General features: G+C 65.8%; 10 protein-coding genes. 4 read left to right on the forward strand and 6 right to left on the reverse strand.

The genetic code is table 11. From position 1 onward, the window contains the following. Nucleotides 1–39: 39 nt before the first annotated feature. Nucleotides 40–1,329: a right-handed parallel beta-helix repeat-containing protein gene (locus tag BTE28158_RS23370; RefSeq protein WP_151048802.1), complete on the reverse strand. Its 1,290-nt coding sequence runs from the start codon at nucleotides 1,327–1,329 to the stop codon at nucleotides 40–42. Between the two features lie 428 nt (nucleotides 1,330–1,757). Here BTE28158_RS23370 and BTE28158_RS23375 point away from each other — a divergent pair, with 428 nt between their 5' ends. The 3 genes from BTE28158_RS23375 to BTE28158_RS23385 all read left to right on the forward strand — a co-directional run bounded on the left by BTE28158_RS23375 (nucleotide 1,758) and on the right by BTE28158_RS23385 (nucleotide 5,521). After that, the gene (locus tag BTE28158_RS23375; RefSeq protein ID WP_151048803.1) at nucleotides 1,758–2,807 is read left to right on the forward strand and encodes a glycosyltransferase family 2 protein; all 1,050 of its coding nucleotides are present in this window, start codon (nucleotides 1,758–1,760) and stop codon (nucleotides 2,805–2,807) included. 458 nt (nucleotides 2,808–3,265) lie between these two features. Then, nucleotides 3,266–4,414 carry a glycosyltransferase gene (locus tag BTE28158_RS23380; RefSeq protein WP_151048804.1) on the forward strand — a complete coding sequence of 383 codons (1,149 nt, stop codon included), beginning with the start codon at nucleotides 3,266–3,268 and terminating at the stop codon, nucleotides 4,412–4,414. Nucleotides 4,415–4,441: 27 nt separating this feature from the next. After that, nucleotides 4,442–5,521: a glycosyltransferase family 4 protein gene (locus BTE28158_RS23385; RefSeq protein WP_151048805.1), complete on the forward strand. Its 1,080-nt coding sequence runs from the start codon at nucleotides 4,442–4,444 to the stop codon at nucleotides 5,519–5,521. Between the two features lie 140 nt (nucleotides 5,522–5,661). Here the strand turns inward: BTE28158_RS23385 and BTE28158_RS23390 are convergent, their stop codons facing one another. The 4 genes from BTE28158_RS23390 to BTE28158_RS23405 form a co-directional block, all read right to left on the reverse strand. Then, complete coding sequence (locus BTE28158_RS23390; RefSeq protein WP_151048806.1) at nucleotides 5,662–6,831, reverse strand: acyltransferase family protein; 1,170 nt, start codon at nucleotides 6,829–6,831, stop codon at nucleotides 5,662–5,664. 87 nt (nucleotides 6,832–6,918) lie between these two features. Then, nucleotides 6,919–8,259: an oligosaccharide repeat unit polymerase gene (locus BTE28158_RS23395; RefSeq protein ID WP_151048807.1), complete on the reverse strand. Its 1,341-nt coding sequence runs from the start codon at nucleotides 8,257–8,259 to the stop codon at nucleotides 6,919–6,921. After that, entirely contained in the window at nucleotides 8,256–10,529 is a 2,274-nt protein-coding gene (locus BTE28158_RS23400; RefSeq protein WP_151048808.1) for a polysaccharide biosynthesis tyrosine autokinase, read from the reverse strand. The genes BTE28158_RS23395 and BTE28158_RS23400 overlap by 4 nt, the downstream gene beginning before the upstream one ends. A 58-nt stretch (nucleotides 10,530–10,587) precedes the next feature. After that, the gene (locus BTE28158_RS23405; RefSeq protein WP_151048809.1) at nucleotides 10,588–11,814 is read right to left on the reverse strand and encodes a polysaccharide biosynthesis/export family protein; all 1,227 of its coding nucleotides are present in this window, start codon (nucleotides 11,812–11,814) and stop codon (nucleotides 10,588–10,590) included. A gap of 127 nt (nucleotides 11,815–11,941) precedes the next feature. On the opposite strand from BTE28158_RS23405, the gene BTE28158_RS23410 reads away from it, so the two are divergent. Continuing rightward, on the forward strand, nucleotides 11,942–12,361 hold the full coding sequence (locus BTE28158_RS23410) for a hypothetical protein (RefSeq protein ID WP_151048810.1): 420 nt from the start codon (nucleotides 11,942–11,944) through the stop codon (nucleotides 12,359–12,361). Between the two features lie 161 nt (nucleotides 12,362–12,522). Here the strand turns inward: BTE28158_RS23410 and BTE28158_RS23415 are convergent, their stop codons facing one another. Further along, nucleotides 12,523–14,379 (reverse strand): alpha/beta hydrolase, encoded by a 1,857-nt coding sequence (locus BTE28158_RS23415; RefSeq protein ID WP_151048811.1) that lies wholly within the window; start codon nucleotides 14,377–14,379, stop codon nucleotides 12,523–12,525. Nucleotides 14,380–14,452: the final 73 nt, after the last annotated feature.

Genomic DNA, 14,452 nt, shown 5'->3' on the forward strand with positions numbered 1-14,452 from the left:
CGCGTGCCGCCGCAAACCGGCGTCCCACGCGACGCACCATCAGTCGATTCCGCCTTGCGACCAGCGCGCCTGCCGGACGGACTCGCGCACGCGCGGCAACAACGACGTATCCGCGCCGACCGCGTCACTCGCGGCCGACAGTGACTGAAGCGCGGCCGCACACGGCGTGCCCTTCGCTCGCCCTCCCGATGCCGTCGTCGGCCGGCCGGCCGCGCAATCGTGCGCAGGGTCGATCCGGACCGGCATTCCGCCGATCTCTGACAGTTGGTTGTCAGCAATACGTACGCCGGACACGTTTCCCCACAGACGAATGCCGTCGAATCGCGCGTGCGATACGCGGTTGCCGATCACGGTCACGCGCGACACCGAACCCGACCACGTGCTGACCTCGATCGCCGCCTGCCGTGTGATCGGGCGCGGATCGGGCCGCCCCGTCGCGGTCTGGATATCCGCGATCGAGTTGCGCTCGATGCGGATGTCGGACGAGCCGGCGGTGCGGTTGCTGTCTTCCTGCGCGACGAGAATCCCCGAGCTCACCTGCACGTTGCGCACGATGTTGTTCGAGATGGTGACGTTCGCACCGCCGACCACCGTGATGCCCCGGCCCCACGGATTGCCCTCCAGCGAGTTGCCGGTAATCAGCACGTTACGCGTCAGCACGCCTTCCGCCTGGTAACTCACCACGGCGATCATGTCGTCGCCGGTGCCGCGCACGACGTTGCCTTGCACGAGCACGTTGTGCGAGCCGTGCGTCATGTGAATGCCGTCCGCCAGCGTCGACAGCACCTCGTTGCCGACGATCGCGACGTCCGCGCCGCCGAACACGAAGATGCCGGCGCCGGCGCCGCCGTCGACCACGTTGTCGAGGACCTGCACGCCGCGCCCCGTTACCTCGACCTTCGTCGACGCGGGCGTCGTGAGCCGCGTCGTGCCGGTTCCCGCGAGCCGGAAGCCGACGAGTGTCGTACCGTCGCCGCGCATCTCGATCGTCTGGTCGTCGGGAGTTGTCGCGATCAGCGTCGCGCCGTAGCCCGACAACACCACATTCGGCTGCCGCACGACCAGCGAGCGGCCGATCACGTACCGCCCCGGCGCGAATATCAGTCGCTGGCCCGGCTGCAACGCGTCCAGCGCACGTTGCAGCGTGTCGGTCTGATCCCCCCCGTCCGCGGCGGGACGAACGTACGCATCCGGTACGTTCGCATGAAGCGCGCCCGGTGCGGGCGTACCGACTGCCGCCACGGCAATACCCGGCCACGCCGGGCCGCCTGCCATGCACATGCCGGCGATCGCCGCGCATGCGAGAAACGGGCTTTGCGATCTACGCATATCGAATCTGCTCCCTCGAATGACTTCGTGCGCGTCGGCTGGCGCAACCGAACACGGCATGCCGGCCTGGTTGCCTGCCCGTGATACCGCCAAAAGCGGGCGATAAGATACGTTCGATTAGACCATTCGAAACAGCCGGGTTTCGGTGCGTCAACAGACCAATGCACCCCGCTCTCGCGGCGCGATCTCGCGTGCCGTTGACCATCGCACTTCCCTTGAAGCGAATCGCAGAACGGTAGGCTCGCGAACCGACTGCCGATCGACGACGCGTATCATGGCCATCACGCGACGCGACCGTGCTACGGCATCGCCCAAAGGCACCGGCCGCACCCGATCCGGCGTCGTGGTCCCGACGTGCAGTGCGCCCGGGAGAGCACCACGCGCGCCGCACCCGGATCGCCCGCCCTTCGCTCGTTCAGCACCCGTTCATGACCGACCTGACCATCGCAATCTGCAACTACAATCATGGCGCGTACCTGCGCGACGCGATCGATTCGGCGCTCGCACAGACCGCGCACGATGTACGCGTGCTGGTTGTCGACGACGGTTCCACCGACGATTCGTGCGACATCATTCGCTCGTACGGCGAGCGCGTGACGGCGGTGTTTCAGGAGAATCGCGGTCAGGTTGCCGCATACAACCGCGCGCTCGAGCACGTCACGACGCGCTACGTCATTCTGCTCGACGCGGACGACCTGCTCTATGACGACGCCGCGATCCGCGTGCTCGCAGCGTTCGCGTCCGGCGACTTCGTGAAGGTGCATTTCCGGCTCGACGTGATCGCACGGGACGGTGCGATGACCGGGGCGAGCGTGCCGCAGTCAGCCGTCGACACCGATTGCGGCCGCCTGCTGCGCGCGGGCTGGCTGTACCCGTCGCCGCCAGCATCGGGCAACGCATATCGGGTCGATGCGCTCAAGCGCATCTTTCCGGTGCCCGTCACCCCGGACAACCTGCATGGCGCCGACTTCTACGCGATCTACGGTATCGCGTTGCTCGGCAACGTGCACATGATCGATGCAACGCTCGGCGGCTATCGCGTGCATCAGCAGCCGGATACGCGCCCGGCCGACGGCACGCCAGCCCTTGCCCTCACCAATTCGGAAGACGCCGCGACAGGCGCGCAGAAGGCTGAACGCCGGTGGTCGACGCTGCGCATGATCGCCGGCACGCGGCTGCACGAGGCGTTACCGATCGCGCCGCTCGACTTCGCGATCGAAAAGGCCCGCTTCGCCAGCACCCTATATCGCGCGCCGCTCGTGCGACGCTGGCGCTGGTTCCTGTGCGAATCCGGGCGCTACTGGCAAACCGTGCTCCGCAATCCGTTCTGGGGTCCTGCCAAGAAGGTGGCCGTCGCCGGGTTGTCACTCGCATGCCTGCTGCCGTCAGCAACGCTCAGCAACCACGCGATTCGCTACATCTCCAACCCTCTCGCACGCGTGCGCAAGTCATCCGGTCGTCGCGCCGACGCTCGATAGCAGCGCGGGACCCGCGCTTCCGGCGCCGAATCGCGCCTTCGGTAAGCCATCGCACCCAGTGGGTCGCGCATGCGCTGCACAATGATCCGGACCAGTGGATTCACGCGCACTGACCGGATTTCGCCGCGTTCTCGTCTCCAGTCGTCGTAGTCGAACGCCGGCATCCGATGTTCCGAGGAATCTAGCCGCCACGTAGAACGCGACATGGATGCTTCGTGCTGCATCGTGTTCGGTGCGCGCCGGCAACGTCTACCCGATATTGCATCGGCTGAAATCACCGGGCCGCCTCGCCAGCTCACACATGCGACCGCGACAGCAGGATCCAATGGCCACGACTGCCATGCATTTATCAATAAGGAATGCATAGTTTAACGAACCGGACACCGAGACCGCACGATTTTCAGCTGCTCATCGTTACGATGGGCGATGAATGTGCGATCGGATCGCTGGACCCGAAGATGACCAAAGAAAAGATCGTTCATATTGCCGAGGCATTTGGCGGCGGCGTGCTGTCGATGCTGACCCATCTCGCGAACCATGCCGCGGCAACCGGTGTCGACGTGACGGTGCTGCATTCGATCCGACCGGAAACCCCGACCGATTTTTCAACGCTGTTCCTGCCCGACGTGAAGCTCACGTACGTCGACATGGCGCGCGAGGTGAGCATCAAACAGGACCTGCGGAGCTTGCGTTCGCTGGTCCGTAACCTGCGCGACTGCAAGCCGACCGCGATTCATCTGCACTCGTCGAAGGCCGGCGTGCTGGGGCGAGTCGCCGCCCGGATCGCCGCCCCGGATGCGAGGGTCCTCTACTCGCCGCACGGACTCTCGTTCCTGCGCCGCGACGTATCGCGCATGAAGCAGTACGCCTACCTGAACTTCGAACGCATCGCGGCGCATATCGGCGGAACCATCGTCGCGTGCTCGGGCAGCGAACTCGCCGAGATCAGGGGAAAGGTGCGGGCGAAGTCGGCGGTCCTGGTGGAAAACGGCGTGAATGCGGCGGAGATTCCGCCGCGTCGAACGCGCGACGATCACAAGGTCGTCATCGGGATGAGCGGTCGGGCGTCGTTCCAGAAGAATCATGAAGCATTCGTACGCCTCGCCGACGAGCTGCATGGCGCGGACATCGAGTTTCTCTGGATCGGCGGCGACGCCGCCGAGATTCCGGATCCCGTCCAGCGCCGCGCCGTCGTCTGCAGCGGCTGGGTAACTCGCGCTCGTGCGCTCGCGCTGACATCGGAACTGGACATCTACGTCCAGACTTCCCGCTGGGAAGGCATGCCGGTCGCGCTGATCGAAGCGCAGGTCGCCGGCATACCGGCCGTGGTGACGGACGTCGTGGGCAATCGCGACGTGGTGATTCACGGCGTGACCGGCTACGTCGCGTCGAACGCCGACGAGATGACCGCATATCTGAGCCTGCTCCGCGACGACCGGCAGCTTCGCGAGGAAATGGGTGCGGCTGCCCGGCAGCGGGCGATTCAGCGATTTTCGATGAACGCGATCTTCCGTCAGTGGCGCGGTCTTTACGGACTCGACACCGACGAGCCGCGTGTCGACACGCGCGACTTCAAGCCGGTTGTACCGGATCACGTCAAAGCCTGATTCCGATTTCGACATTCCCTTATCGACATGACCGCTTTCAAGAACTCGAAGCAACTCGTATACAACGGACGATTCACGACGCAGAAAACAACCGGCGTGCAACGCGTCGCGCGCGAACTGATCGCCGCACTGATCAAGTTTCAGCCGCAGGAGCCGGTGACCGTGCTGGTGCCGCCGCAGCCCGGCGTCGAGATAAGCGGCGCGAAGACGGTCAAGGTGGGGTTTTACAAGGGGGTGGTCTGGGAGCAACTGGTTCTCCCGTTGTTCGCGCGCCGCGGCTGCATCGTCAATCTCAGCAATTCGGCATCCATTTTCATCGGCAACCAGATCATCTACATGCACGACGCGGCGGTGTTCGACACGCCCGCGCATTTCTCCCGGCCGTTTCGCATGTGGTACCGGATCATGTTCTGGATTCTCGCGCGAACCTCCGTTTGCGTGCTGACCAACTCCAGTTTCTCGCGGGATCGCCTCGCGCATCACTGCGGCGTTTCCGCCGACAAGATCAGCGTCGTGCCACTTGGTGCGGACCATCTCGATGCCCTGGAACCGGACACGAGCGTGCTCGACAAGCACGCGCTGACGCCGGACCGGTTCGTGCTCGCGGTCAGCAGCATGAACCCTACCAAGAACTTCGGCCGGCTGATCGCGGCGTTCCGGCAGATCAACGATCCGTCCGTCGATCTCGTGATCGTCGGTATGCAAAACACCACCGTGTTCGGCAAGCAGGATCATCTCTCGGCGGCCGAACCGAACATCAAGTACGTGGGCTACATCAGCGACGAGCAACTGAAGGCGCTATACCAGAACGCGGCGTGCTTCCTTTACCCGTCGATCTACGAAGGCTTCGGCATACCGCCGCTCGAGGCGATGCGATATGGCTGTCCGGCGGTCGTCGGTCAATCGGCCGCACTGCCGGAAGTCTGTGCCGATGCGGCGCTGTACTGCGATCCGTATTCGCAGGACGATATCGCGCAGAAGTTGCGGAGCCTGCTCGATTCCGCTGAGCTCAGGGCCGAGCTCAAACGTAAAGGAAGCCTGCACGCGGAAAAATATCGCTGGAGCCGAAGTGCCGAGATGATGAAGGAGATCTTCGATTCACTGTAGGGCGATCGCGGCGTGTGGTCATCGGGAAAGGAACGGATCGACACGCCCTGCCCTCATGCGCTGCCCGGCGCCCCGGCCGAGACTCATGGTTTCACGCAGTCGCGCCACCGGTGGCCGGCATGCTCGGCAAATCGGCGCAGTTACGCAACGTTGACCGTGCTGCCGGCCGCGGCCCGTCGATTACCGAACAGGCGCTTGCCGAGATACGACCTGATCGGCTCCTCGACGAATTTCGCGAGGACGGCAGCGGCGACGATCGAAACGCCCGCGGCAAGAATCGCCGTTCTGACGACGTGGATGTCGCCATGCGGGGCATACGCGAACACCAGCCTTCCGATCGGATAATGCACGCAATAGAGCGGGTACGATATCCAGCCGAGGAATGCACTGATACGTGCAATCACCTTGCCGCTCGGAGCCAGCATGGCGCCCCGATAAACCAGCGCAGGCGCGATAAACATCAGCACGGCAAGCGCGTAGATTCCCTTGATCGACGTCGGAAACACGACCATCAGCAGGAAAGCGACAAACAGCATGTAGTCGTTCCTGATGAGCCCGGCGACAAACCAGTGCGGCCTGACCGGGAGACCGGCGTCGTGCATCTTCCCGATCGCAATGCCCAGCAGGAACCCGTAGCCGACCCTGAAGAATCCGCCGATGAAGTTATCGGCAGACCAACCCTGATTCAGGATGACGGTCAGCTTGTCGTTGTCGAGGCCCACGAGCCACCCATACACGACGAAAGCGCCGAGACATGCATACGCCAGTCGCAGCAGATTCCGCGCATTCATCCTGAACGCCGCGATCAGGACGACACTCGCGAACAGCTCGAAGAACAGCGACCATGCAGGCGGATTCAGAGGAAACACCCCTGGGTCATCGACTGCCGGCAAGCCGTGATTCGCCGCGCCGACGAAGCCCGACACGGAGAAACGACCGAGATACGGAACGAGAAAATAGTTCTGCCCGGAAGCTGCGGCCAGGTTACCGAACGAAAACGCCGCCGACGAGTGGATACGCATGACGACGAGGCTCACGAGTCCGATCGTGAGCCCGATGCATATCATTGGATACAGGCGTATCACTCGTCGCTTCAAATACTCGCCCCACCACGATTCCTGACGCAGTCTTTCGCCGTAAGCCTGCGTCAGGATGAATCCACTCAGCATGAAAAAAACGTCCACCGAAAGATACGCGCTCTGCAGTATCGGAATCGGCAGGTCCTGAAGGAAATGCATGAACATCACGCTGATTGCCGCAATGCCGCGCAACCCGTCCAGAATTTCAAACTTCTGCTTGTGAATAGCCATGAAAAGTGGTGGCTCCGGGAAATATTGGTTTTGGGACCCGGCAATCTACAAAGTGGTCGCATGCCCCGTACCGCACGACCCTCGCTGTTATCGCGACAACACTGGATCGATGTCCGCGGCGCGATTCTCGCGTGCCCGAGCCTTGGCGAACCAGTGGAATACGACGATCAGCAGTACGACCGGCACGAAATTCCGTCCGCTGAACAGGTTCGGGGTCCGCATGATTTCCATGACTGACACGAACAGTACCGCGTGTGCGCAGCACCAGAACCCGTTCCCGCTCCGCCAGCCCGCATAACTGCGGCCGACCACCCACCCGAGCACGAGTGCGTCGAGCAAACCGAACCAGCCCCACTCGTAGAAGTGAACGAAAATCCCCGACGGATTATTGAACTCCGGATCGGCGTAGCCGTTCAGGAACAGGTTGATGCTGTCTCCCGAGTCGAGCCACGGCTGCAACGTCGCGCCGATGACGGGGAAGCGCAGCAACCAGTCGAACGTGAACATCGGGTGGCCCTGGCCCCAGCCCAGCACACTTAGTATTCCCGCGCCGTTATTCAACGACGTCGAGTAATACAGACCGAGACGTTCGAGTGCGAAATCGAACAGGTTGTCGTAGATGTTGACGTAATAGGCTTCCCACGACCGGTTGTACTCGTTCGCGATGAACAGCCCGAACAGCAGCGGGATCGCCGCATACGGGCCGAACGTCAACAACCGCGAATACCGGCCGCCGAGCCGAAATCGCACGACCATGAGCGCAAGCGGCATCACCATTTCGATCAGCGCGAGCCGCTCGGCGAAGATGAAGCTGCGCAGCAGCGTCAGCACCGCGAGCACGGCGAAGTAGATCTTGTAGCGATTCAGCCCCTTTACCGGTTTCCTGAACACATAGAAATACAGGACAACATACGGTGCGGTCGCCTGCGTGAACGTGCTGAGGCCCGTGATGCGCCCTTTCAGATCAAGCATGTCATATGCATTCGCTTCACCCCGGACGAACGCGACCAGCAGTGCAGGATGCGTGACGATGCCGCTCAGCAACAAGGCATAGCCGAACAGCGCAAGAGCGAACACGAAATCGAGCACGCGAGGCGACAGTTCGACCGCGGCAGGCGGCGGCCCTCGCCGCGTGCGCGCTTCGGTCGTCGCGAGCCATGCCGCTGCCATCACCACCATCAGGAACAGCGCGCCGACAAACGTGTAGTAGCCATCAAAGTAGATCCGCGCGATCGACTTCTGATCTCCCAGCAAGCTGAGCGACAGCAATCCGTACAACGGCAGGATGAACATCAGCACGAGGCGCGCCGGATCTTCCCACCAATAGCCCGTATAGCCGCCCGCGGCATCGCGCACGCGCGCCATCCTGCGCATCGTCGCGGGGCGCTGTCGCGGCCCGCCCCCTGCGCCGCCCGCTCTCCGGTTCATGACACCCGTTCCACCCGTTGCCGCGGCGCGATCACCCCCGCATACCCGGACGCGGCCTGATGCGTGTTCGTATCCGTATAGCCATAGTCGTACCGTCCCGGCGCGCCCTTGTAATCGTTCAGGACCACACCGCGCACGTCGATATGCGCGTGTTCGAGCCGTCGCGCGCTTTCGTCGAGTTCGGCGAGCGTAGTCACGCCGCTGCGCGCGACGAGGAACACGGTTCCCGCGAGGCGGCCGAGCACCAGCGCATCGGCCACCGGCAGCAACGGCGGCCCGTCGATCACGACCATGTCGTAGCGCGATGCGAGCTGCTCGATCAGTTCGGCGAGCGCGGGCTGCAGCAGCAGTTCGCCCGGATCGGGCACGACGCTGCCCATCGCGATGAAATCGAGACCCGGCACGACGCCGCGCTTGATCGCCTCGTCGAGACTGTGGGTGCCTGCCACCACGTCGGACAGGCCCGGTGCGCGGCTGTAGCGGAACCGCTCGTGCAGCGATCCCTTGCGCAGGTCGGCATCGATCAGCAGGACGCGTCGCTTCGCCGCGCCGACGAGCGACGCGATATTCGCGGCGACGAACGACTTGCCGACACCCGTCGTCGGCCCGGAGATCAGCACGACGGGATTCGACGCGTCCGGCATCGACAGTTGCAGCGCCGCGCGGAAATTGCGCAGGCTTTCGAGCGCCGCGTCCTGCACGGCAACCGGCGGAACCGGCGCGCGCGCGCCGCGCCGTCCGGCCTTCGGGCGCAACTCCGCTTGCGCCGCGTTCGGGCTGTGCGGCACGGTCGCGAACACGGGCAGCCCCGTCGTCCATTCGATTTCCTCGGCATCGCCGATCGTGCCGACGATCCGCTGCCGGACGACCACGATCGCCGCGCCTGCCAGCAGGCCCACCAGCAGCAGGGCGATCACGGCGACGCCGCGATGCGGGCCGATCGGCTGCTCGGCGACCTTCGCCGTATCGACGATCCGCACGGTGCCGGTCTTGCTGGCCCGCGCGAGGATCATCTGCTGGCGCGTATTGAGCAGGTTCGTGTACAGCGCGGTGTCGACGGCCACATCGCGCTGCAGCTGCAGCACGCCCTGTTCGACGGCAGGCAATTGCTGAATCTGCTTGCGCGTCGTGTCGAGCGAACGCTGCGCGTCGGAGAGCTGGGCATCGACGGCCACCACGGCCGGATGCTTCGGCATGAAGCGCGTCAGCAATTCCTCGCGCCGCTGCTGCAGCGTCTGCACGCGCGTCTCGATGTCGACCGACTGCTGGCGCAACGCCAGCGCCTCATCGCTCGTATTGACCGTCCCGTGCGAGGCCCGGAATGCGTTGAAGCGGCTTTCCGCCTTTTCGAGCTGCGCCTTGAGCTGCGGCAACTGGGCGTCCATGAAGCGGATCAGCTTGTCGGCCGCCTCGGACTTGCGCTGCGTGTTCTGCGCGAGGTACGCGTCGCCGATCGCGTTCAGCACACGGCTGTCGTGCACGGGATCGGTGCCGTCGAGCGTCACGCCGACCATGTTCGACTGCTTGCCGCGCTCCGAGATCAACGCGTTCTTCTGCAGCCAGGCCGTCGCCTCCTCGTCGCTGTAGCGCGTCAGGTCGAAGCGTGCGCCGGGCTTGCCGGCCACGCCGCGAACGAAGATGTCGAGTGGCCCCTGCGCCGTCTCGACATGCAGCGGCTGCCCGATGCGCCCCTGCCATGCCGGGCCGGTTCGGCCGAACCAGCCGGTCCGTTGCAGCGTGTAGGCGCCGTCGTCACCGACGGTCAGTGCGAACCGCTTGCCGAGCAGGCGCTTGGGCACGTCGAAGGTCGGCACGTCGATGCGCTCGGCGCCGTACACGTAGCCGCCCGGCAACGGCGACGACACCCCGTCGGCCGCGTTCACGAACCGCCAGCCGATCAGCGGCAGATAATGCGGCCGTGCGTCGACGGCCAGATTGGTGCTGTCGATCGCGCGATCGAGCACCGCGCGGGATTTCAGCACTTCGATCTCGGTCGACGCGTCCGTCTTCAGGTCGAACACCGACGACGGATCGCCGGTCGGCGACGTCGATTTCGAGTCGGTCGGGCTTTGCTCGACCTGGAACAGGATGTCGGTCCGGTAGACGGGGGCCGCACACAGCGCATACACGGCGCCGATGAACGCGCCCGCGAGCGCGGTACAGAGGATCAGGCGCCGGCCGCCGTAGAGCATGCCCCAGTAGCGGCGCACCGGATAGGACGGCCGCAGGGCGGGCCCGCTGTGCGGGTCGGGCAGGGTCGAAGAAGTCATACGGCATCAGTCCCGTAGGCGCGACGCGCGGTCGCGATGACGAAATGGGTCACGAGTGTCACGGCGAAATCGCCTTGGCCGTCAGCGCTCCCTGCGCGGACGACGGAATCAGCAGGTTGACGACGCGGCTCCAGCGCACCAACGGCGACGCATCGACGAACACGACGTCGCGACGCTCGAGCGGGAACTGGTCGGCCAGCGCGAACGACGCGGGCGAACTGCCGTCGAGGTGGTACACCCGCGGACGGTTGTCCGGGCCGCGACGCACGACGAACACCTGGCGCGCGTCCGACGTGTACTGGCTCGCGCCGCCCGTGTCGCCGAGTGCTTCGCCGAGGCTCATCCGGCCGTCGGTCAGCGTCAGCGTCGCGGGCCGCGACACCTCGCCGAGCACGAACACCTTCGCGTCGCTCGCCGCGCGCACGCGCACGAGATCGCCATCGCGCAGCAGGATGTTCGACGGGTTGACGCCCGCGGCGATCAGCGCCGGCAGGCTCACGTTCACGGTCCTGTCGCCGCGCGTGACCGAGACCTGCGAACGGTCGGCCGTCGGGGTGAAGCCGCCCGCGCGGTCGATCGCCTCGGGCAGCGTCATCGGCATGTCGTTGACGATCTGCAGGCCCGGCGTGCGCACCTCGCCATCGAGATAGACACGCTTGCTGCGATAGGTCTGCACGCGCAGCGCGATCTGCGGCTTGCGCACGTATTCGCCGAGCCGCTTCGTCAGCAGCGCGCGCGCCTGCGCCTCGGTCAACCCGGCCACGTGCACGAGGCCCGCATACGCGAACTGTACGTTGCCGTTGGCGTCGACCGTGTAGCCGGTCGCAACCGAACTGGCACCCACACCGTCGCCGCCGCCCGTCGTCTGCGTCGTCGGCAGGTTCAATTCGGGGTGGTCCCACACGACGATGCCGAGCACGTCGCCGGGGCCGATCGCGTATGGCTTCGGCTTGCCGAACAGCTGACGGATTTCCGCGTCGACATTGGCATGCTGCCCGGCATGCTGTTGCGCGACGAATGCCGGCGTGATTTCGATCAGCTCCTCGCTCGACACGTTCTGCACGCCGTCGAGGCCGCCCGCGCCCGACGCATCGGCGCTCACGCGCGCATTCGCGTCACGGTCGGCAGGCGCCCGATACGTCATGCCCGGCGACAGCACACATGCGCTCAACGCGCACGCGGCCGCCACGATCGCCATGCGCGACAGCCACGGTGCGCGACGGGTGCCGGCCACGCGTGGCCGCGGCGTCCCTGGCGTCGATTCGGGTTGCGTAGTGATTGACATCGTGCTCTTCCAAAACTGTGTGGTAACCCGCCGAACGCGGCGAGTTCCGGCATTACGCTTGCCGGCGCGGCTCGCATCGCGGTGCCGCGCCTCCCTCTACACCGCACGTCATTCCGTACGATTCGTCATGAACTGCTCTTCGTTGCTTTCGTCACTCGTCTGCATCGTCTCGGCCGGCATTGCCTGCGCCGTCAATGCGCAGACGTTGCCCGCCGTCCCGGCCGACGCGCCGGTGTTCGCATCGTCGGCGGTGCTTCCGCCGGCACCGCTGCAACGTTCGGCGCAAGCTGCCGCGACAAGCGACGCCGCCGATCCCGCTGCAACCGCCTCCGGGGCCGCGACGCCAGCCTTCGGGCGTCCCGCCGCCAGCGCCACCGTCCAGCCCGATACGCGCGCCCGTGGCATGCTGCGTCGGCCGCTCGTGCCGGGGCGGCCGCATCGCCCGCAAGTGGTCAGCGCACCCGCCGCCGACGTATGGCGCAGCGACAGGTTGTACGAGTCGCCCTATGCGAAGTCGCCCTATGAGCAACCGGGCGATCCGGACTGACGCATCCCGGCCGGTCATGCCGCGGCGTGACCGGCGATGACCGATACGGGATTGGACACCACGGCGAACGGCGCGTCTGTGAGGGACCCCACCGAACGCCGATCTTCATAGGTAACGGGGATCGCACCCCGAAGCGCCCGATGCGTGCGACGCAGCACGCATCACGACCGCCCGACCGACACGCTCGCGTACGATCGCGCGGCCGCGTCGGGTGCCGCCGGATCGGCGACGCGCGCGACCGGCCGGGCCGAGTCGCGGCCCAGCGCCTGCATGCACAGGTCGATCACGATGTCCGTGCCCACCGCGCCGTACACCGCATGGTCGACCTGCGGCTCGAGGTGCAGACGCACGTGACGCGAGCGCCGGAACGCGCACTCGATTGCGCCGAAGTGCCGCCGGACATCGTCGATGCCGGGATCGAGCGCGCCGTACACCAGCGTCGTCCATACATTGCGCTGCGCAAGCGCGTGCATCACGCCGCGTGGCGTGCCGATGCCCGGCTTCCAGCCGACGCGCGCGGCGAGTTCCTTCGCCGGCACGCTGACCCGCGCGATCGCATTCGCGGCCACTGCCCGCACGATCGGCCGAAGGTCGCGCCGTTCCCGCAGAAGACGCTTCCACTTCTGCCAGTCGCGCACCGACAGCCAGTAGCCGCGCACCGAGTTGTTCCGCTGCTTCTGCACCGACTCGAGCGAGAGCCCGGCCGGCCAGACGAAGCGGGCAAGATTGATCGCGATCACGCCGCCAAGCGACGGCGTCTTCACGGCCGCATGCAATGCGGCATAGGCGCCGGAACAAATGCCGGCCGCGGCGACCTCCGGGTGACCGAGGGCGCGCAGCCAGTCCGCGGCAGCGGCAACGTCGTCGCTCGACTGCGCCGAATACACGACGCCCGACTGATCGTCCAGCGCAGCGGGCCCGCTATCGCCGACGCCATGCACGTCGATCCGCAGCGTCGTCACGCCGGCGCGTGCCAGCGTGCGCGCGAGGCGCACGCTGAAGCGCCCTTCGCCGCTGCGCGGATTCGTCGACGTGTTCGCGATCACGACAGCCGGCCCCACCGGATTCGCCGGCCGCGTGTCGGCGGGACGGCACAGCACGCCGACCAGCCGGTCCGGACCGACCGCGACGACCTGCTCGGTCATGTCGTGCAAGTCGAGCGCGACGGCCGATTCTCCATTCCACGTCGGATCCGCTCGTGACGGGGTCTCGACGCCAGTCGGCCTCCCCGGCGCGCGTTCGGCGATCCAGTTCGCGAGCGTGTCGATCGCCGCGAGCGGCAAGCGCGAGCGCGTGCCGTCCTGCATCGTCGTCGGCCATTCGCGGAACGGATCGCTCGCCACGTCCACGCCGCGCTCGAGCAACGCTTCACGCAATGCCGGCCCGTCGCCCTGATCCGGCTGGATCAGCAACATCGCGCCGGGCAACGTCGGCGCGTCGCGCACGACGTCGCACAGATCGACCGCCTTCAGCGCCTCGACGAAATCGGCGGGAAAGCGATGCCCGAGCACGTTCATGCACGGTTCGTCGCGATGCGCGACGCGAATTGCGGGCGACGTGGTATCGAGCCACTGGCGATGCACGAACGACAGCTCGCGCAGGTAGGCGCGGCCGCGCACCACCGGTGCCAGCGCTACCACCGCGTCGACGTGCGGCGCCGGGCGCGGGCCGACACCCGCGGCGGCCAGCATCGCGAACAGCGCGCCTGCGCGGATCCCGACCAGCGTCAGCGCGGTGACGCCAGCCTGATCGCGCAGCAGGTCGATCGCATCGTGAATGCTGGCGATGCTCGCGGCATGCCGACCGGCGTCGCGATCGTCGCCCGCCGAGTCGCCGGTGCACGGATAGCTGAATCGCAATACCGTGAGACCCTCGTGGGCCAGCCGCTCAGCGATCGCCCGCATGAGCTTGTGCGTCCACGAAGCCTCGTGACCCAGCGATTCGCACAGGATCACGCCTTGTTTCGTCTGTCCTTCGTGCAGCCACCCCACGCAGCTGCCGAACGTTATCGGCTTCAATTGGTACTCCTCGGATCGGTATTTTTTATCGGACGCGGACGCGCATTCCGGCGGCTCCACCGGAATCGGCCAC

The sequence above is a fragment of the Burkholderia diffusa genome, from assembly GCF_902499115.1.
GTDB classification, from domain to species: domain Bacteria; phylum Pseudomonadota; class Gammaproteobacteria; order Burkholderiales; family Burkholderiaceae; genus Burkholderia; species Burkholderia diffusa.

What these genes read in the sequence shown, in the direction of transcription:
- BTE28158_RS23370 (WP_151048802.1), bottom strand. Translation starts at nt 1,329, where the DNA reads ATGCGTAGATCGCAAAGCCCGTTTCTCGCATGCGCGGCGATCGCCGGC.
- BTE28158_RS23375 (WP_151048803.1), top strand. Translation starts at nt 1,758, where the DNA reads ATGACCGACCTGACCATCGCAATCTGCAACTACAATCATGGCGCGTAC.
- BTE28158_RS23380 (WP_151048804.1), top strand. Translation starts at nt 3,266, where the DNA reads ATGACCAAAGAAAAGATCGTTCATATTGCCGAGGCATTTGGCGGCGGC.
- BTE28158_RS23385 (WP_151048805.1), top strand. Translation starts at nt 4,442, where the DNA reads ATGACCGCTTTCAAGAACTCGAAGCAACTCGTATACAACGGACGATTC.
- BTE28158_RS23390 (WP_151048806.1), bottom strand. Translation starts at nt 6,831, where the DNA reads ATGGCTATTCACAAGCAGAAGTTTGAAATTCTGGACGGGTTGCGCGGC.
- BTE28158_RS23395 (WP_151048807.1), bottom strand. Translation starts at nt 8,259, where the DNA reads ATGAACCGGAGAGCGGGCGGCGCAGGGGGCGGGCCGCGACAGCGCCCC.
- BTE28158_RS23400 (WP_151048808.1), bottom strand. Translation starts at nt 10,529, where the DNA reads ATGACTTCTTCGACCCTGCCCGACCCGCACAGCGGGCCCGCCCTGCGG.
- BTE28158_RS23405 (WP_151048809.1), bottom strand. Translation starts at nt 11,814, where the DNA reads ATGTCAATCACTACGCAACCCGAATCGACGCCAGGGACGCCGCGGCCA.
- BTE28158_RS23410 (WP_151048810.1), top strand. Translation starts at nt 11,942, where the DNA reads ATGAACTGCTCTTCGTTGCTTTCGTCACTCGTCTGCATCGTCTCGGCC.